The organism is Vibrio sp. Vb1166 (assembly GCF_033338695.1).
Classification (GTDB): Bacteria; Pseudomonadota; Gammaproteobacteria; order Enterobacterales; family Vibrionaceae; genus Vibrio; species Vibrio alginolyticus.
Map to the genome: position 1 here is coordinate 176,861 of NZ_JAWOTE010000002.1, position 19,437 is coordinate 196,297.

Below are 19,437 nucleotides of genomic sequence, written 5' to 3' on the forward strand. Positions count from 1 at the left end.
TTTCGACACATAGTAACGGATTTTGAACCGTTATCACGTTTTAAAATTTCTAAAAAGTGCAGCCCAACTTCTATTTGCGAAGCATTTCACAGCCATAATTTTTAGAAAATAAAACACGATGCATAATAATTTAGTGCAAGACATTTACTTTAAAGCTCCTGTCAACCCTGCATCTCTTCTCCACTTCAGTATATACTGTGCAAAAACACAATAATGAGTAATGTCATGTCATTAATTGCAACTGGCACGCTAAACAAGATGCGTGCTTCTCTGGACGGTGCCGTCAACTACCGTCTTCCTGTCGGTGAGGAAGAGATCGACTTAACTCCGTTTCTGGGTAAAACGCTCACACTGACTCACACTGGCAATATTTTTTGTTGCTCATGTGGAAAGAAAACGAAAAAGAGTTATTCGCAAGGCCACTGTTTTGTATGCATGAAAAAGCTAGCAAGCTGCGACATGTGTATCATGAAGCCAGAGACCTGCCACTACGATCAAGGGACTTGTCGCGAACCACAATGGGGTGAAGAGAATTGCATGGTGGATCACTTTGTCTACCTGTCCAACACATCCAGCTTAAAAGTTGGTATCACTCGTCATACTCAAATCCCGACTCGTTGGATTGACCAAGGCGCGACTCAGGGCTTGCCAATTTTTAAAGTAAAAACTCGCCATATCTCCGGTTTAATTGAAGTTGAACTGGCGAAACATATCGCAGACAAGACCAATTGGCGCACACTGCTTAAAGGTGACGGTGAACCTATGGCATTGCAGGACCGTTTTGCTGAGCTATTGCCTTTAGTCGAAGAGAAAATTGCCGAGATAAAACAGCAATTCGGCGAAGATGCCATTGAAGTATTAAACGAAAGCATTACCGACCTTAGCTACCCGGTACAACAGCACCCAACGAAGATCATTTCGCATAACTTCGATAAAAACCCGGTTGTTACTGGCACTTTGCAAGGCATTAAAGGTCAATACCTCATCTTTGATACTGGCGTTATTAATGTAAGAAAATTCACTTCCTATGAAGTTGAAGTTAGTGAGTAATCGCTTGTAAAACGCGTTGATTCAAATAAAAACGAAAAAAGCTCGAGTTTGACTCGAGCTTTTGTTTTTCTATCAGGAAGAAATCGTTAATTATGCGTCAAGGATGCTTTCTAGCACATCGAATAACATATCGACTTCTTCTATTGTGTTGTAATGCATACAACCAATTCGCACTACACCACCCGATTCTTCTAAACCAAGTTGACGAACTAAGCCCAACGCATAAAAGTGACCATTCCATACACAAATGTTATGTTCACCCAGTGTTTTCGCGATGAACTCTGGAGAATATCGGTCAAACGTTAGCGCAAAAGTTGGCGTGCGGAGTTGGCTATCTTCCTTTGCGATACCGAATAGATTGACACCATCTAATGCATTCAAACGCTGTAAGAAACGCTCACTCAAGCGCTGCTCATGTTGTTCATACAGTTGGTAGCTTTGCTCCAACCGTTGGCGAAGAGGTAAACCGACTTCACCAAATTGAGCCAGATACTCAACCGCAGAAACGACACCAGCAAGACCTTCAAAACTTTGCGTTCCTGTTTCAAATCGACCTGGACCTATATTAGTGGCAGGCTCGACTTTGTAAGGGCGAATACTGTGGAGCCACTGATCGGCTATGTAAGCAATACCAACGTGTGGTCCGAAAAACTTGTAAGCTGAGCAAGCTAAAAAGTCACAACCTAACGCTTGAACATCAACCAAATGATGAGGCGCATAATGGACGGCATCCACATAAACTTGTGCCCCAACATTGTGCGCCATGCTGACTACTTGCTGTACATCCACAATAGAGCCCGTCGTGTTCGATGCATAAGTCACAGCGACAAGGCGCGTTTTATCAGAAAGAAGGCGGCTTAAATGCTCCATATCAAGCGTACAATCTTCTTCGTTGATACGAACTTGATGAACCGTAACGCCTTTATCTTCTGCCGCTTGCTGCCAGCTGGATACATTTGAATAGTGATCCAAAGCGGAGACAATGATCTCATCTCCTGCTTGCCAATCTCGACTAATCGCGCGACTAAGCTGAAAGGTTAGTGAGGTCATATTGGAACCGAAGACAATATTGCCAGATGAAGGGGCATTAAGTAGAGCCTGAGCCGACTCACGCGCATTTTGCATTACGTCAACGGTCACTTGGCTAGAAAAATAATGCCCGCCTAAGTTAGCGTTGAAACGACCTAAATACCCAACCATGCTGTCTAGTACTGATTGAGGCACTTGTGAGCCACCTGGACCATCAAAAAACGTCACGGGCTTGTCGTTGTGGTATTGAGCCAACGCCGGAAATTGCTCTCTGATCTGATTAAGATTGAAGTTCATTACGCTTATCCGTAGCCGTGAGTACAAATACATCCATATGGCCCGCTTCGTCATCAATAACAGAGCGGATTGGGCACGCGTTATGCCACAGCTTGCTATCAGCCAAGATTGCGACCTCTCCGGTTTCTAGCACTTTACGGAAAAATGGGGCTTGGTTATGGCTGCTGTACAGCATGATGTCGCCACCGATGATGTTATGGCGTCCCACACCAACCATTGCAATGTGATCAAAACCGTCTTGGTGCACACCTTCAGGTGCTACTTGGGTTTCTTCTTCCAGTGCCCTGATACGGATTTGGTGAATTTCTATTTCTTGACCGTTTGGCAGATGATTCGCATTGACAAACAATTCACACATTTCTCGAAATCCATCGCTGGTAAGAATATCCTTCTCAATTGGCTCGAATTGTCTTACTACATCACCTTGAAATCGGTTGATATCAGAGGATTGAACAAAGCTATTTTTATTTAAGTCGATGACTTTGCCGTTATCAAAACCAACCACAGAATAACGTCGTAGTCGATACTGACCATCTGCATGTTCGGTACGAGGCAGTTCTTCAAACGATGGGGAAAGCTGCTCAATTGCTGCCATGCTGAGCTGTGTTAAATGTAGAGTATTCTCACGTGAATGTAACATCATTTGCTCCTTTAATGAGGCACATTAATTAACATTTAATTTACACACTAGGTTACGCAAATATTCTGCAATTACCAGCTTTTAACGTTGATAGCTTCAACAAAACGACGAAAACAACATAACAAACCAAATCAAACCACAAAAACAGAGCCATGTTTCAGTTTTACGCTTTGACAATATTTGAAACTAGACTTCTCTACTACGAATAGAATTTTATGCTAGAAGTCAACGTTCTCTATCAATATTTAGTGGGTTCTAATCTATAACCAATTATTCGATCACAATCGTTGTTTATGCTTTTAAAGCACTAAGAATTTCCATACAATCGAGGGAAATGTTACGCCCTTTTTGGAGCCATAATGAGCGACGTAAAACACTGTAAATTATTAATTCTTGGTTCTGGTCCTGCAGGATACACAGCTGCCGTCTACGCAGCGCGTGCAAACTTAAACCCTGTGCTTGTGACGGGAATGCAACAAGGTGGTCAGCTAACCACCACAACTGAAGTTGAAAACTGGCCAGGCGATGCTGAGGGACTGACAGGTCCAGCATTGATGGATCGCATGAAAGAACACGCCGAGCGTTTTGAAACTGAAATCGTATTTGATCACATCAATGAAGTAGAGCTATCACAACGCCCATTTCGTTTAAAAGGCGACTCAGGTGAGTACACTTGTGATGCCTTAATCATATCTACCGGCGCATCAGCAAAATACCTTGGCCTTGAGTCTGAAGAAGCATTTAAAGGTCGCGGCGTTTCTGCTTGTGCAACCTGTGACGGTTTCTTCTACCGTAATCAGAAAGTTGCAGTTGTGGGCGGTGGTAACACGGCTGTTGAAGAAGCGCTATACCTATCTAACATTGCGTCAGAAGTTCACCTGATCCACCGCCGCGATTCATTCCGCGCAGAGAAGATCCTTGTGAAACGTCTGATGGATAAAGTTGAAAGCGGTAATATCGTTCTTCATACCGATCGCACTCTCGATGAAGTACTGGGTGACGATATGGGCGTAACGGGCGTCCGCATTAAAGACGTGAACAGCGGTGCGACAGAAGATATCGATGTAATGGGTGCATTCATCGCAATTGGCCACCAGCCAAACACACAAATCTTTGAAGGCCAAGTAGACATGAAAGATGGCTACATCATCGTTCAATCAGGTCTTGAAGGCAACGCAACACAAACTAGTATCGAAGGTGTATTTGCAGCTGGCGACGTAATGGACCACAACTACCGTCAAGCGATCACCTCTGCAGGTACAGGTTGTATGGCTGCATTAGATGCTGAACGTTTCTTAGACTCACTTGGTGACAAATAACTTTTCACATTTGTGTCATATCCTTAAAGCCCAGCGGTATTCCCGCTGGGTTTTCTTTTGTATACTACCGCCTCATTAAAACAATTATCATTAAGCCTTCACGATGGATAAGAAAAAGCAAAGCAGCTTGAATAAGTGGCTGAAGCAACAAAGTAAGTTAGCCAAGCGCTGGCTTATGATTGCGATAGGCCTAGGCGTACTTTCAAGCGTGTTTTTATTGGCTCAAGCAGCCCTGCTCGCCTCCATTCTGCACCAGTTAATCATTGACCAAGTCGACAAAGCCGACCTCATTTGGCATTTTGTTGGGCTCGGTGGCACGGTTATCGGTCGAGCTGCTTGTACCTGGGGTCGAGAGCTTGCCGGTTACCGTTGCGGGGAGCAAATTCGAGTTTATATTCGCCAACTCATTTTAGATAAAGTTCATAAACTTGGGCCAGCTTACATCAAAGGCAAACCTGCTGGCAGTTGGGCAACGCTCATCTTAGAGCAAGTAGAAGATATGCAAGATTTCTTCTCACGCTACTTGCCTCAAATGTCATTATCGGTACTAGTGCCTTTCATCATTTTGGTTGTCGTATTCCCAGTAAACTGGGCAGCAGGCTTGATCTTCCTGGTCACTGCACCACTAGTGCCTATTTTCATGGCACTGGTTGGGATGAAAGCCGCAGAAGCAAACCGTAAAAACTTTAAAGCGATGCAGCGTTTGTCGGGTCACTTTTATGACCGCTTGCAAGCAATGACAACCATTCGCTTATTCGATAGAACAAAATCTGAAACTGAGACGCTAAAGGGTGCTTCAGAAGTCTTTCGTACTCGTACCATGGACGTTCTGAAAATCGCGTTTCTGTCTTCTGCGGTGTTAGAGTTTTTCACTTCTATTTCTATCGCAATTACCGCTGTCTACTTTGGCTTTAGTTATATCGGGGAGCTCGATTTCGGCTACTACGGCACAGGTGTTACGCTCTTTGCTGGTTTGTTCATTCTGATTCTTGCTCCAGAGTTTTATCAGCCATTACGTGATTTGGGCACGTTCTATCATGCGAAACAGCAAGCGGTTGGCGCAGCAGAAAGCATTGTCGAGTTTCTGGATTTGGAAGTCGATCAAATCAAAGATGGTACCCAAGCGTTAGATAAAAACAGCCCTATCCACATTGAAGCGGACCAGTTAACCATTTTTAGTCCGGAAGGTAAGCAGCTCGCAGGTCCCCTATCCTTCTCTCTTGAAGCCAACAAAAGTACAGCGTTGGTTGGACCAAGTGGCGCAGGCAAAACAAGTTTGGTAAACACAATCCTCGGTTTCATGCCTTATCAAGGTAGCTTAAAAATTAATGGCTGCGAATTGTCGCAACTGGATCTAGCCACATGGCGAGAGGCAGTAAGCTGGATTGGTCAAAACCCGATGCTATTACACGGTAGCATTCGAGATAACATCACACTAGGTAAGCAAAATATTCAGGATGCAGACGTACATTCTGTGTTGAATGACTCTCACGCTGCTGAATTTGTTGAAATGCATGGGTTGGATTATCCGATATCTGATCGTTCTGGTGGTTTATCTGTCGGCCAAGCGCAGCGTTTAGCACTGGCTCGCGCCATGCTACAAAATGGTCGTTTTTGGTTATTAGATGAACCAACCGCAAGCTTAGATGCTCGCAGTGAAAAACTCGTGATGGAAGGCATTAACAAGTATGCGCATGCCACAACAAATTTGATGATTACTCACCAACTTGCGCCTTTACAAAACGTATCGCAAATTCTTGTTATGCAGGACGGCCAGATTGTTCAACGTGGTGATTACGCCACACTGTCGACAGAAGATGGCTTATTTAAAGACATGTTGGAAGCGAACCTCGCACAACGTGAAACAGACAAGGGGAACTTAGATGCGTGATTTACTCCCTTATCTAAAACTCTATAAAAAACACTGGTTTGGTCTTTCGCTAGGTATGCTACTGGCATTTCTGACCTTAGCGGCGTCTATTGGCTTATTAACGCTATCAGGTTGGTTTATTTCAGCCGCAGCGGTGGCAGGCTTGACGGTTGCTCGTGAGACCTTCAACTACATGTTACCAGGTGCCGGGGTACGCGGCGCTGCAATGGCTCGAACCGCAGGTCGATGGGGAGAACGTGTCGTTAGCCACAATGCAACGTTCAAGCTGCTTACCGATCTACGTATCTTCTTCTTTAAGAAACTTGCACCACTGATTCCGGGTCGTGTTTCTACGATGCGTGATGCCGATCTGCTCAACCGCTTAGTAGCGGACGTAGATGCGATGGATCACGTATACCTTCGACTTATCAGCCCTGTCGTGATTGGTGTTTTTGGCATATTGAGTTTAACGGCTGTCCTGGCGTTCTTTGATTGGCATCTCGCCCTACTGCTTGGCTCGATTCTTACCGTCATGTTGTTTGTATGGCCAGTACTGTTCTATAAACTGGGTAAAAACAATGGCGAGAAGCTCACTCATCATAAAGCGCAATTGCGAGTGGCGACACTGGACTGGCTTCAAGGCTACAGCGAACTGAGTATCTTTGGAGCAGAAGAACGTTATCGTAATCTCATTCTAGAGAAGCAGAAGCAGTTGCTGTCTAACCAATTTGTGAACGCGAATTTAACGGGCATGGCTTCAGGCCTGCTTATGCTGGTGAACGGCATTACACTGGTTGTGATGCTTTGGTTTGCTGCAGACGGCGTAGGTGGTCGTGCTCCTGATCCTTGGATTGCGCTGTTCGCGTTTGCAACCATGGCTAGCTTTGAGATTCTGATGCCTATCGCGGGCGCATTCCAGTATCTCGGTCAAACGTTGACTTCTGCTCGTCGTTTAAATGAAGTAATTTTGGCTGAACCTGACGTCGTCTTCCCTGAGCAGTCGAAACATAAAGACACAACGTTAGACATTGAATTCGACAACATAGATTTTACTTACCCTGACGGTCAGCAAAAGGTGCTGAAAGACTTGTCACTCTCACTACCGTTGGGCACTAAAACTGCAATTGTAGGTCAAACAGGTTCAGGTAAATCAACACTGATTCAGCTTCTTTGCCGCTACTGGGATGTTAACCAAGGTGAAGTTCGAATCGGTGGTACAAAACTGCAAGATTGGAGCGAGTCGGACCTGCGAGCAGCAATGACTGTGGTCAGTCAACGCGTAGATGTACTAAACGGGACACTACGTGACAACTTACTCATGGCCGCTCCGGATGCAAGTGATGAGCAACTGTCTACTATTTTACGAAAAGTCGAGCTTGGCGGACTTCTTGAAGAGCCAGGTTTAGACGCTTGGTTAGGCGACGGCGGTCGTCAGTTATCTGGTGGTGAGAAACGCCGAATCGGTATTGCTCGAGCATTGCTACGTGATGCCCCAATCCTACTCTTAGATGAGCCGACTGAAGGCCTCGATAAGCGTACGGAACAAAAAGTGATGGCGCTTTTCAATGAACACTTTGCTAATAAGACAGTAGTATTCATTACACACCGACTGATAGAGTTAGAAAGTATGGATAGCATCTGTTTGATGGAACAAGGTGAGATCATCGAACAAGGCGACCATCCAACGCTACTCGCTCAAAAAGGTCGTTACTACCAGCTATTACAATCTCTATAATTCGATTTTCAGTGACGAGAAGGGCTCATCAAACGATGAGCCCTTTTGTTATTCCTGTATTATTAGTTACCTAATTAAGCACGTATACAGTGCTGATTTACCGACCAGATTTTTTGAGATAAGCCGCCATTTCATCTTCCGGAACCATGCCCCCACCTGTTGCCCAAACAAGATGTGTTGCGTTTTTGAGTTTTTCTTCGTCAAATTTCATTCGAGACTGATAAGCATGGTTATTCGAGACGTGCACTGCCCCAATCATACCGGCTAATGCAGAAGGCTCTAGATTAATACCTTCCAGTTCACTTAACTCACCCAAGTGGTGATACATACGAGCGTCATCAATGGTGTAAAAACCATCAAGTAGCCTTTCCATCGCTCTTCCGACAAATCCCGAGGCACGACCTACTGCCAAACCATCAGCGGCGGTAATGTTATCGATACCCAAATCTTGCACCGAAATATCGTCATGCAAGCCTGTATGTACGCCCAACAGCATGCACGGTGAGTGCGTTGGCTCTGCGAAAATACAGTGGACATGCTCGCCAAATGCTACCTTCAAGCCAAATGCCACCCCACCAGGTCCACCGCCAACACCACAAGGAAGATAAACAAACAATGGATGATGCTCATCAACCACGATTCCCAAGTCATCAAATTGCTGCTTAAGACGCTCACCCGCAACAGAGTAACCTAGAAACAGCGTCCGTGAGTTTTCATCATCGATAAAGAAACAGTTGGGATCTTTTTCTGCCTCTTTACGACCTTGCTCGACAGCAATACCATAATCTTCTTGGTGCTCTACGACATTAACACCATGTGACCGGAGCTTATTTTTCTTCCATTCCCGCGCATCCGCAGACATGTGGACTGAAACTGAAAAACCCAGCTTCGCACTCATGATGCCGATGGACATACCAAGATTGCCGGTTGAGCCAACCGCAATACTGTACTGCTTAAAAAACTGCCGAAACTCATTGCTGAACAATTTGCTGTAATCATCGCTTTCACAGAGCAAGCCGGCATCAAACGCCAACTTTTCTGCATGAGTGAGCACTTCATAAATACCACCTCTCGCTTTGATCGAACCAGAAATTGGCAAATGACTGTCTTTTTTGAGCATTAAATGGCCCAATATTGGCGTGCCGTATTGCTGCTCCAAACGCACTTTCATATTGGGAATATCCACCACTGCGGACTCAATAACGCCACGCGACGTTTCCGTTTCGGGAAACGCTTTCATCAAATAAGGCGCAAATCGTGTTAGCCGTTCACTCGCCGCTTGAATATCTTTTTCATCTAACCCGACATGAGGTAAGCCTTCCTCCAAGGAAGTGATATGGGGGTTAAACCAACAAACCTCTTCAAGATCAATAAGTGCTGCCAAGAGTGGGAACTGCTTAGTCAGCGCTTCAATATTTGCCTTGGTCATTTTACCTTCCTGGAATGATGTGAGTTGAGATAAACAAAAGCGCCGCAATAGCGACGCTTTGGAGAATAACTATCAGTTTGAGCTTACGCGTAGTTTTTCTCAAACTCTTGCATGAAGTCTACTAACGCTTGAACACCTTCTAGCGGCATTGCGTTATAAATGGATGCTCGCATACCACCAACTGCTCGGTGACCTTTTAGCGCTTTCAGCCCTTTAGAGTCTGCTAGCTCAAGGAAGGTTGCATCCAGTTCAGGCTTAGCAAGTTGAAATGGCACGTTCATCAAAGAACGGTTTGCTGAGTGCACGCCATTACGGTAGAAATCAGACTGATCGATGTAATCATACAGTAGCGCGGCTTTAGCGCGGTTCACTTGCTCAATCGATTTTACTCCACCCTGTGCCTTCAGCCATTTGAAAACAAGACCAGACAGGTACCATGCAAAGGTTGGTGGCGTGTTGAACATTGATTCTTTTTCTGCCAAAACAGTGTAATCCAAGATACTTGGTAGTACCTGCTTCGCCATACCTAATAAATCATCGCGCACGATAGCAATAGCAATGCCGGAAGGACCAATATTTTTCTGAGCGCCCGCGTAAATTACACCGTATTTAGACACATCGATTTCACGAGAAAGAATTGTCGAAGACATGTCCGCAACAATCGGTTTATCGGTGATAGGAAGATCGTTAATCTCAATACCATCAATGGTCTCATTTGGACAGAAGTGAACGTAAGCCGCTTCTGGAGCAATTTTCCATTCACTTGCAGGTAGAACCGCGACTTTCCCGTTGATTTCTGTTTTTGCATCAAACACGTCTGGTTCGCAGTATTTTTTCGCTTCAGCTACCGCGCTTTCAGCCCAATAACCACCATCGATGTAAGTTGCCGTATCGGCATCACCAAGTAAGTTTAGAGGAACAGCAGCAAACTGAGCACGAGCACCACCTTGGCAGAACAGTACTTTATAGTTGTCCGGAATATTCAGAAGATCACGTAAATCCTGCTCGGCTTCTTCTGCAACTTTGATGAACTCTTTGCTTCGGTGGCTGATTTCCATGACCGAAGTACCAAGGCCTTGCCAATCGATTAGTTCCTGTTGTGCTTGCTGCATAACTGCTTTAGGCAGACCTGCTGGCCCTGCACTGAAGTTAAATACGTTGTCCGTATTTTGTTCCATGATGCTCATTGCTCCTGCTATAGTAAATATTAAGAAATTAATATCACGTTTTCGCAGTGATAAAAACAAGAAAAGAGGTCTTACGACCTCTTTTTAAAGACTAAGCGTTGAATTGGAACAAATTCGCAACAACACGAATTACTGTTGTTGCATCAAAGCAGGCATAAGTAGAGCCACCAATGGGAACTCATGCCCATTTTCGAACTTCAATTTGCCTTCACCAATTTCTGCTTTTAATTGATAACCGCCCTCTACTTTTTCGATCAACTCCATAATAAGGAGCTCATCAATCCCTTCTTGAATAAATGGGTAATGCGTTACTAATTCATCAGAGAAGTAAGTGCTAAGTTCACCAGTAGTGGCCGTCACCAACTTCATTGGATCTTGAGTAATATGCTCAGTACCTTCAGGGATGGATAGTTGCCACTCGTTGTGGAACTTGCCGTCACCGAACGCGAGTGAAAGCTCGTTCACGGATAAATCAAAACCTTTGCTAAACAGCGTATCGACATGCGGCAATAAATTCGCAATTTCCTGCTCATCTAGCATAGGAGAGCTTTGATAGATAGACATAATTTGATCAAAAGACTGGCTATCCACATCTGCAATTGAGAAATCCAACTTAAAGTTATCGACATCCGTCCCATCAGTTAAACGTAGTTTCTTAGCATCTAGGTTTAATTGACTGTTCAGCTTATCACCAGACTCACTCATCGTAGTGTTACCACGGTAGCTCGCATTTTCAATCAAAAAGACAGGCGTTAAGTTCGCATCAACCACATCTAGCTTCTCTAGAGAGAAAGATTGCTCGCCTAACCAGTAGCCTTTTGCTTGCTTTCCTTTACCTTGCCCTGTCAATGCATTCAGATGAAGCTCTTCACCGTTTTCAAAATCCACTTGAACAGAAGGAACGGAAACTTGGTAATTGAGATCACCCAATACCGTCACATCACCTGTTACTTTTGCAGGGCTTGTAGAAACAGAAACACCTTGCGCTTCGTTACGATAATGCCAACTGTCTAGGTCGAGGATAAATGCTGTATTGCCATTTAGTTGAGTCTGGCTATGCATCGTGAGAGGCAAAAAGTCATTGTCCACCAATTTTGAATCTGCTGTTAGGCTTGTTAGACCGTGGCTAACATCACTGGTTACGTCAAACGTCGTTGGCATACCATCACGCTCTAACTGCGTTTTAAGCTCAGGATCAACAACTGAATAACGAGTCAGCACGACTGAAGACAAATAGCCACGCTGATACTCGACCACTTCGCCTTTAATCATTTCATCATTCATATTGGTAATACCATCTTCAATGATGGACTGACCAATTTGTCCGACAGCCAATGGCCAACACAGTGCTAATGAGATAGCACCACCAATGGCGCCGATTTTTTTAAGATTTTGCATAACGTCACTTATTAGATATTTTCGGTCAGTCTACCCCAAACCACCTGCGGAGAAAACATTGAGACAAATCAGACTATTGATGCTTATTCTAGTCCATTAATCAGGAATCATACTTGGCTCCCACTCATCATGTCCTTTTATTGTTAAAGTTTGCGTGGCGAAGTTTTAACCGGAGCTAAAACATCTGTGAATCGTTATGCTGTGTTGTGTCTCGACAACAACCCAATCAGTGCTGAACAGTTTCGATTGGAGCTGTCTGCCTTCTCAAGTAAGTTTGATATTTTTTCTGTCGAATCGATAGAAGAGGCTCAAAGCGCTTTAGAGTATCTAGAAGAAAGAGAACAGACTGTTGCTTTAGTTATAGCGAGCCATCACGCTCATTTTAACGGCGTGGATTTTCTTATTGGTTTAGACCGGATGCCACATACCGAGCAAGCAAGAAAAATTCTTATTAGCTGCTCGTCTGATATAGAGGCAATTCTCACTGCCGTTAATGAGGGCAGGCTCGACCACTGCCTCACTAAACCTTTGCCAGATCACGTCTTATTTAACACAGTGCAAAAAGAGCTGACCCAATTTATCTTGCGAAATGGCAAAGAAGACCTGTTAAGTTACAGTCAGATATTGGATCATCACAGCTTGTTGCGAGCGCACATCAATAACCAGATGAGCCATTATCAAGCCGGATTCTTACACGACTACCACTCGATGTCTGATGCCGAGTTAGCCGAGCAAGTGATCTCCGCTCTCCAGCAATTTTTCAAAGATAATGACGAAACAAGAGCGTGCCGTACATACTCACCTGAACACTTATTAACCGTGGAAGGCGAGCCAAATTGCTTTTTGTGGTTTATCACCGAAGGTGAAGTGGCTCTGTACAAGCGCGATGAGCAAGGCATGCAGCGAGAGGTTGTACGCCATAACAAAGGGAATATTGTCGGAGGCATGTCGTTTGTTACTGGGGAATGTTCTTTCTCGACAGCTCTAACACTAACCAAAACAGAAGTTATCAAACTCGATCGCAACGTATTCAATAAAGTGATGCAAAGCGACTCAAACTTACTGCCTCTTTTTACAAACTTGCTTTTACGCCACTTCAACCGCCGATTGCAAAGAAGCATCAACACCAAACTGCAACTTCAAAAAACGCTCGAATCTTTAGAATCAGCCCACCAGCAGCTCATTGAAAGAGAAAAAATGGCGATGCTTGGTCAATTGGTTGCGGGAGTGGCCCACGAACTAAACAATCCAGTAGCCGCGATATTAAGGGGCGTAGAGAATTTAACGCATACGCTAGAACGATTACTTAACGATGCGCCCAGTTCCGATATACAAAGCAAAGGCATTGAATTACTGAACAAAGCGCAAACCTCAAAACCCGCTTCAACCGCCGAGCTCAGATCACGCGTAAAAGCGCTTAGCCATACACTTCCAGACCGAGCATTAGCAAAGAAAGTGGTGAGCCTTGGTTTAGAATCCGATCAAGAGCTACTTACCCAACTAACGAGAAAGCAGCAAGCGTCTTATCATGCTCTCAATACACTAGAGCAATACCACAAAGCAGGTTCTACACTTCGCTCAATTAATGTCTGTGCAGCACGAATTGCTGATATGGTAAAAAGCCTGAAAGGATATGCTCGGTCAGATGATGAGACCCTGCACTATGCCGATATTCATGAGGGTATTGAAGACACCTTGGTGATTTTCGAGAACAAATTAAAAATGCACCAAGTTTCAACCGACTATGCAAACTTGCCTTCCATCCTTTGTCAACCGATCGCACTCCAACAGGTGTGGACGAATTTGGTCTCTAACGCCATTGACGCATTTCCAGAAAAAGGGGTGTTAAACATACAAACACGCCTTGTAGAAAAAGAGCACACAAATTATGCCGTTATCTCATTTGAAGATAATGGATGTGGCATTCCTGAGTCGCAAAGAGACGCCATTTTCGAGCTAAACTTCACCACAAAAAAAGAAGGTAACTTTGGCTTAGGCATCGGGCTGTCCATCTGCCAGCAAATCGTAACAGCACACAGAGGGTGGATTGACGTCGAATCAGAGATCGGCCAGTTCACACGAATGACCGTCTGGTTACCAGTCATCGAAGAAGGAGATGAAACATGACCAAGTATCTAATTTTATGTGTCGATGACGAACGAGAAGTCTTGGATAGCGTGCTCCAAGATCTTGCTCCCTTCGAGGAGAACTTTGTCGTCGAAGGAGCGGAATCGGTGACTGAAGCTCGGCAGGTGATTGAGGAGATGGCGGAAGAAGAAGTTCAGCTTGCGCTCATTTTATGTGACCACATTATGCCGGAACAAACTGGGATCAGCTTCTTAATCGAACTCAGTCAAAATGGTGACACAAAAGCAGCGCGCAAAGTTTTACTCACAGGACAAGCTGGTTTGGAAGACACCGTAGAAGCCGTAAATAACGCGAGTCTCGATTATTACATTGCCAAACCTTGGAAAGGTGAAGCATTGAGAAAAGCAATCGTGTCTCAGCTTACCGCGTTTGTTATTGAGAATGATGATAACCTGCTATCCTGGACTCAAATCCTTGATTCTGAGGCAATCCTCAACGCCATGGCAGATAGAAGAGCAAGCTTTGGCGAGTAATAAAGTGTTTGGTTCTAACTTGAACTCAACGATGCTCATTGAACCACCTTACCTCGCATAGTAGAACGAGGTTAGAAAAACATCGTTGCTTGTTCGAGTGAAATTCTCGGACACTACGTATATGGCGTAGTTTTTGCTTAAACCAAGGAACTATTAAGTTAATTGACAAAACATCGACACATTTTTGTTGGTCGTCGACCTTCCTTTTTATTATGATGTCGGACAAATCAGATTACGGTTCAAGTGGTTGCTTGAATCCATGGAAATAATGAACAAGGTTTATCGTTAGTTATGCGTAAAACACTATTAGCCGCTGCCTTACTAGTGGCATCAAGCCATGCCCTAGCTGCAAACGATCGCAATGCGCCAGCAACTATGAGCAACTTTAGCTACGACTATTTCGAAGCACGTATTGGCGCAAGTCCTGTGACATTTGGTGCTGGATTCAGCAAATCAATTCACCCGAACGCGCATGTGATTGCTCGTATTGACTCTGAGTTTGAAAGTGATTTTGACTCAGCTGCAGGCTTTGGCTTCCATTCTCCGCTAAACAACTGGGCAGATCTTACTGGTGAAATGCTAATGCGCGTTGTGCAACCTTCGAATGAGAGCAGCACAGATGTTGGTATGGAGCTTAACTTAGGTGTTCGTCAATGGTTGGGCCCTCAATTAGAAGTAGGCGGCAAAGTCGGCTACGTTTCTATCGATAACGATGACGATTGGACTGGCTCTGCCTACGCTCGATTCCACTCAACAGAGCTTTTCTCTTTGGGTGCTGAAGCACGTATCAACGATTTTTACGGTGATCAGGTAATGTTCACTACGCGTTTTAAGTTTTAAGATTTGTGCTGTAAGAAAAGAGCAAATTAAAAAAACAAAAACCGAGGTCTCTGCCTCGGTTTTTTTGTCTAATTTAATGACTAACTCAATGAAGTGGTAAAAAACTTCAACGTCCTTTTTCCGCTTTTCACACTTGCCTTTACGACCCGCTAACTCCATCGAAACGAGTCAATCATTGTGCGATCAGCTTCGCTTAGTCACACAGTGCCAATAACTGTTTTTTACGCGGCTCTTGGATCAGTTTCCAATGTACGCCATCAGTTGCACCAGCAAATTTCCACAGTAGCTTTACATCAACATCATTACCGTAAGCCGTTTTAACTTTGTTGAAGACTTTTACAGGTCCAAGTTCTAAAAAGGTTTCTACGTCATCAACACCGGCTTTCTTGACCATACGTTCAAGGGTTAGTTGCATGTTGGGTAAGTCTCTTAAGCGTCTACTGGCAGAGGACTTTTGATATTTCCGTTCCTTAATTGAGTATTCAATTGATTTCTGTACCAGTTCATCAAGCCCTACATATCCGGATTCGAATAAATCGGTTACATCATAATAATTTACGGTTGCCGTCGTCTGTTTTTTGACGTGCTTATACTTCTCACAGCTCAGTTGAGTAAACACTTCATCTAGCCCATTACCACCACGTAAGTAGCAGCAATCATTGCTGACAAGCGCAAACATAGCATCATCGGTGAATAAACCAATACCACCGAACATAGAACGTTTTTGGTACTCACTGAAGGTGCGTACATATTTAAAAAAAGCTTGGTCTGTCATGTCCATTGACCTCTTTAATCTGAATAAATTACCCCGATTAGCGATGTCACCAGATAAACAGCAGCTTATAGCGAATTATAAATGTCGATTTGTTGGCGATATTTTTGTGAGTTGTGCTCACCAACTTGCTTAATCATACTTAACGTTGAAAAATAAGTTAGGACATAGGTCACATATAAAAAAGTATAAATTCTGCATACGTGATTAGTTTCACACTTATTGTTCGTGTGGTGATATTTTTTTGACGCATAGCATGCCTAAAACGCGCCATCATTATGATCTCGCTGGCAATTACGGGCACATAATACGCATTTAATTGATAAAGAATACGCTGTAAGGGTACACTGTACGAAAGATCTCAAGTACAGCGTCACAATGGAACATTTATCATTTTTTTGGCTGCCAAATAATAAAGATAAGCTTATAAACGCACTGGAATCCGAGTTTGCTCAGCTGGTAGAACAGTCCATCTCCACGGGTAAGATTTCGTTACCTCCTATTCCTGATGTCGTGCTTAAAATTCAGCAGTTATGTGTCGAAGAACACACCACGATTGCCGATGTTGCTAACTGTTTATTGGAAGATCCCGGATTAGCAGCGGTCGTTTTACGAGTCGCTAACTCTGTGATTTTCAATCGCAGAAATATCACCTGCAACGACTTAACTACAGCGGTATCTCGTCTCGGAATACTTCGTGTACGTGATATTGTTACCGCACAAGCGATCGAGCAACTTAAACACTCAGTTAATCTCACTAAAGAATGCAATGCCATCTTGGTGAAGAGTGCGGCGATATCTCGTGAGCTCGGTGCCGTCATGGTGATGTTGGTTCAATCGTTTCGTAGCCACGAGCCAGGCACTTATGGTCATCTAGAGCAAGAAAAGGCGTTATTGGTCGGTCTATTAGCCGATATAGGGTTATTTTGCCTAATTAATGAGTACCACTTGTACTTAGATAGGGGTAATTACTTAGACCCAGATATTGCATTGCAGATCTTCCAAACACGTTGTTCTGCCACAAGTAAACTGGTACTTGAGCGTTGGGGGTTTGACAACGACTTCAGAGAAGTATCCTCAAATGAAAAATACGAGTTAACGCGACCAGAAGTGAGTTATCTCGACATCGCTAGAATTGCGCATCATTTATTGATGTTCCGCAATCACGATGAACGCATTGACGAACATGAAGTTGAATTCAACTTAACTGGTGCAGAAGTCTTGTATGAACTTAGTAACATGAGTGATACTGACTTCAATGATCAAATCCGTGCTGTACTCAATGCTAGCGGTTTGTAATTTATCGCTTTCTGATAATACCTTATCCGTGATAAAACGATTCGCTCAAGGCTGAGCTGTGTGTGGTGAAATGTCTTTAATTTCAACCGATAGATAATTTGATTTATGCGTGTTGATGTTATCTCAAAAAGGAATCATTGAGCTTTATGTTTTCAGGGATGCTATTTATTTTCGCTCCGCTTGTGGTGGGGTATCTAATTCCTATATCTCGATCTTCGTTATTGGAGAAGATCAATCAGTCAACGTCCTACCTTATTTACGTCATTTTGTCGTTGATGGGTCTTAGCTTAGCGGCGCTCGATAATTTAAGTAGCAACTTACAAAGTATTCTCCTCTATGCGAGTACGTTTTTTTTGTGTCTAAGTGCCTGCAACCTGTTGGCTCTGCCTATTATTGATAAAATTATTCCACTCCAGACCAATCAGAATCAAAAGAAACTACCGTTATCTTCGATGGCTTTAGAGTCTGTTAAGCTTATCGTGGTCGTTGGCGGAGGGTTAGTGGTTGGCCTGCTGTTACCCATTGATTTGAGTTGGGTAGATACAGCAAGCGAATGGATACTCTTTCTACTTCTATTTTTTATTGGTATTCAGCTGCGCAATAGTGGACTTACTCTGCGTCAAATCCTATTAAATAAACAAGGAATGGCCATTGCGGCTGTTGTCATCGCAACATGTATGCTTGGTGGCGTTCTTGCAGCGGTGCTTTTGGATCTTCCTCTTTATCAAGCACTCGCAATGGCTTCAGGTTTTGGCTGGTATTCACTCGCAGGTATTTTAATGGGTGACGCTTTTGGTCCGGTATTTGGTGGCGCGTCGTTCTTGATTGAATTGATGAGAGAGTTAGTCGCACTGGTTGCCATTCCTCTCTTTATTCGTAGCTATCCGTGCACCGCAATTGGTTATGCCGGTGCAACAGCAATGGACTTCACCCTACCCGTTATTCAAACTACCGGTGGTGTGCGTTGTGTTCCTGTTGCTATCGTTAGCGGCTTTATTTTGAGTTTATTGGTACCAGTTATGATGCTTTTCTTTGTATCACTTGCTAGCTAGATCTCAGGTTTTCGCTTTAACATCCATTACAATACGGCAAAAATTTAAATACCCAGTTAACGTCAAAGTGGTCAATATTTTTTGGCAAGACCCCTCTTTCTTTTCGTCATTCAGCCCAACGATTTGTCACGACCAAATAGAAAGAAGGGAGAAACATCAACTGATGTGCATTGCGTTAATAAAGGGATAACAACCAGAAGGAAGAAGAATGAAACGCTTTGTCGTTGCAGCGCTCCTCGCTACAAGCTCAACTTTTACGCTTGCCGCAGATCAACAATGTCTTGCTAGCAAATACGATGGCTACGTCGATGCCTCACTACAGTGGTATCAAGATCTTGTTGATTTGACGGTTACCCAATATCCAGATCTGAAAGAAGTTAGTCAATGGTTCTTGGATGGACGTAAACATCACTTTGAATTAAACCGCGAAGCGGTTCACTACTTTCTAGAGAACGACCCTAGCCGCGTTGCGACGGAACAGCCAATCGAAGCATGGTTAAAACTAGAGCAACATGACGTTAAGCAGTTAGCGACCCGAAGCGATAAGTTAGGTGAAGTTGCAAAACAGACATTTAGCGACCGTCAATCAACTAACCACCCAAAAAACTACGAGCTTCGTTCAGCATTCGCTGATCTGCTTAGTCATCCCCAACAAATTGATACCGCACTTAATAAGTACAATCAGTCAATAGAAAAGATTGAAAAGCAGAAATGTGACTAAGATTGCTCGCATTAGTCGTTGATTAGCATTCGAAAACACTAGAATGTTTTAACGTACTCAATCTAGAATTTTTTAATGTGAATATCGTAACCTTCACCTAAAATTTTCATTTCTACAACTTGGGTTTCAACAATTAAAACGGGACTTTGCGCCCGTTTTAGTTTAGATTGTGCCGCTC

At 43.8% G+C, this 19,437-nt stretch carries 16 protein-coding genes; 10 read left to right on the forward strand and 6 right to left on the reverse strand.

Annotation, left to right across the window (positions count from 1 at the left end; genetic code table 11):
• Window positions 1-225 precede the first annotated feature (225 nt).
• Complete coding sequence (locus R7E51_RS03235) at window positions 226-1,050, forward strand: DUF2797 domain-containing protein (RefSeq protein WP_033905129.1); 825 nt, start codon at window positions 226-228, stop codon at window positions 1,048-1,050.
• 90 nt (window positions 1,051-1,140) lie between these two features.
• Here R7E51_RS03235 and R7E51_RS03240 read toward each other — a convergent pair whose 3' ends face one another.
• Together R7E51_RS03240 and R7E51_RS03245 are read right to left on the reverse strand one after the other, a co-directional pair.
• Entirely contained in the window at window positions 1,141-2,376 is a 1,236-nt protein-coding gene (locus R7E51_RS03240; protein WP_206957339.1) for a cysteine desulfurase-like protein, read from the reverse strand.
• On the reverse strand, window positions 2,360-3,016 hold the full coding sequence (locus R7E51_RS03245) for a 2OG-Fe dioxygenase family protein (protein WP_005377989.1): 657 nt from the start codon (window positions 3,014-3,016) through the stop codon (window positions 2,360-2,362). The genes R7E51_RS03240 and R7E51_RS03245 overlap by 17 nt, the downstream gene beginning before the upstream one ends.
• A 359-nt stretch (window positions 3,017-3,375) precedes the next feature.
• Here R7E51_RS03245 and trxB point away from each other — a divergent pair, with 359 nt between their 5' ends.
• The 3 genes from trxB (at window position 3,376) to cydC (ending at window position 7,940) form a co-directional block, all read left to right on the forward strand.
• Window positions 3,376-4,335, forward strand: a complete 960-nt coding sequence (trxB, locus tag R7E51_RS03250) for a thioredoxin-disulfide reductase (RefSeq protein ID WP_005377991.1) — start codon at window positions 3,376-3,378, stop codon at window positions 4,333-4,335.
• 103 nt (window positions 4,336-4,438) lie between these two features.
• Window positions 4,439-6,226, forward strand: a complete 1,788-nt coding sequence (gene cydD / locus R7E51_RS03255; protein WP_017634866.1) for a heme ABC transporter permease/ATP-binding protein CydD — start codon at window positions 4,439-4,441, stop codon at window positions 6,224-6,226.
• Entirely contained in the window at window positions 6,219-7,940 is a 1,722-nt protein-coding gene (gene cydC, locus R7E51_RS03260) for a heme ABC transporter ATP-binding protein/permease CydC (protein WP_158173807.1), read from the forward strand. The genes cydD and cydC overlap by 8 nt, the downstream gene beginning before the upstream one ends.
• 97 nt (window positions 7,941-8,037) lie before the next feature.
• Here the strand turns inward: cydC and R7E51_RS03265 are convergent, their stop codons facing one another.
• From R7E51_RS03265 to R7E51_RS03275, 3 genes are all read right to left on the reverse strand, one after another.
• Window positions 8,038-9,369 (reverse strand): D-serine ammonia-lyase, encoded by a 1,332-nt coding sequence (locus R7E51_RS03265; protein ID WP_206957341.1) that lies wholly within the window; start codon window positions 9,367-9,369, stop codon window positions 8,038-8,040.
• An 83-nt stretch (window positions 9,370-9,452) separates the two neighbouring features.
• Window positions 9,453-10,547: a 3-phosphoserine/phosphohydroxythreonine transaminase gene (gene serC / locus R7E51_RS03270; protein WP_017820836.1), complete on the reverse strand. Its 1,095-nt coding sequence runs from the start codon at window positions 10,545-10,547 to the stop codon at window positions 9,453-9,455.
• Between the two features lie 138 nt (window positions 10,548-10,685).
• Window positions 10,686-11,954, reverse strand: coding sequence for a DUF945 family protein (locus tag R7E51_RS03275; RefSeq protein WP_005389614.1), 1,269 nt, complete (start codon window positions 11,952-11,954; stop codon window positions 10,686-10,688).
• Between the two features lie 186 nt (window positions 11,955-12,140).
• Between R7E51_RS03275 and R7E51_RS03280 the strand changes: the two genes are divergently transcribed.
• From R7E51_RS03280 to R7E51_RS03290, 3 genes are all read left to right on the forward strand, one after another.
• Window positions 12,141-14,081 (forward strand): ATP-binding protein, encoded by a 1,941-nt coding sequence (locus R7E51_RS03280; protein ID WP_206957344.1) that lies wholly within the window; start codon window positions 12,141-12,143, stop codon window positions 14,079-14,081.
• On the forward strand, window positions 14,078-14,575 hold the full coding sequence (locus R7E51_RS03285; protein WP_017820839.1) for a response regulator: 498 nt from the start codon (window positions 14,078-14,080) through the stop codon (window positions 14,573-14,575). The genes R7E51_RS03280 and R7E51_RS03285 overlap by 4 nt, the downstream gene beginning before the upstream one ends.
• A 291-nt stretch (window positions 14,576-14,866) precedes the next feature.
• Window positions 14,867-15,415: a hypothetical protein gene (locus R7E51_RS03290; protein ID WP_005378006.1), complete on the forward strand. Its 549-nt coding sequence runs from the start codon at window positions 14,867-14,869 to the stop codon at window positions 15,413-15,415.
• A 193-nt stretch (window positions 15,416-15,608) separates the two neighbouring features.
• Here R7E51_RS03290 and R7E51_RS03295 read toward each other — a convergent pair whose 3' ends face one another.
• Window positions 15,609-16,196 carry a TfoX/Sxy family DNA transformation protein gene (locus R7E51_RS03295; protein WP_005378007.1) on the reverse strand — a complete coding sequence of 196 codons (588 nt, stop codon included), beginning with the start codon at window positions 16,194-16,196 and terminating at the stop codon, window positions 15,609-15,611.
• A 369-nt stretch (window positions 16,197-16,565) separates the two neighbouring features.
• Between R7E51_RS03295 and R7E51_RS03300 the strand changes: the two genes are divergently transcribed.
• The 3 genes from R7E51_RS03300 to R7E51_RS03310 all read left to right on the forward strand — a co-directional run bounded on the left by R7E51_RS03300 (window position 16,566) and on the right by R7E51_RS03310 (window position 19,259).
• Window positions 16,566-17,486, forward strand: coding sequence for an HDOD domain-containing protein (locus tag R7E51_RS03300; RefSeq protein ID WP_025766846.1), 921 nt, complete (start codon window positions 16,566-16,568; stop codon window positions 17,484-17,486).
• A gap of 146 nt (window positions 17,487-17,632) precedes the next feature.
• A complete protein-coding gene (locus tag R7E51_RS03305; RefSeq protein WP_005378011.1) occupies window positions 17,633-18,538 on the forward strand; it encodes a lysine exporter LysO family protein in 906 nt (301 codons plus the stop codon).
• Window positions 18,539-18,746: 208 nt separating this feature from the next.
• Window positions 18,747-19,259 (forward strand): hypothetical protein, encoded by a 513-nt coding sequence (locus R7E51_RS03310; RefSeq protein WP_017634875.1) that lies wholly within the window; start codon window positions 18,747-18,749, stop codon window positions 19,257-19,259.
• The last annotated feature ends 178 nt before the right edge of the window (window positions 19,260-19,437 follow it).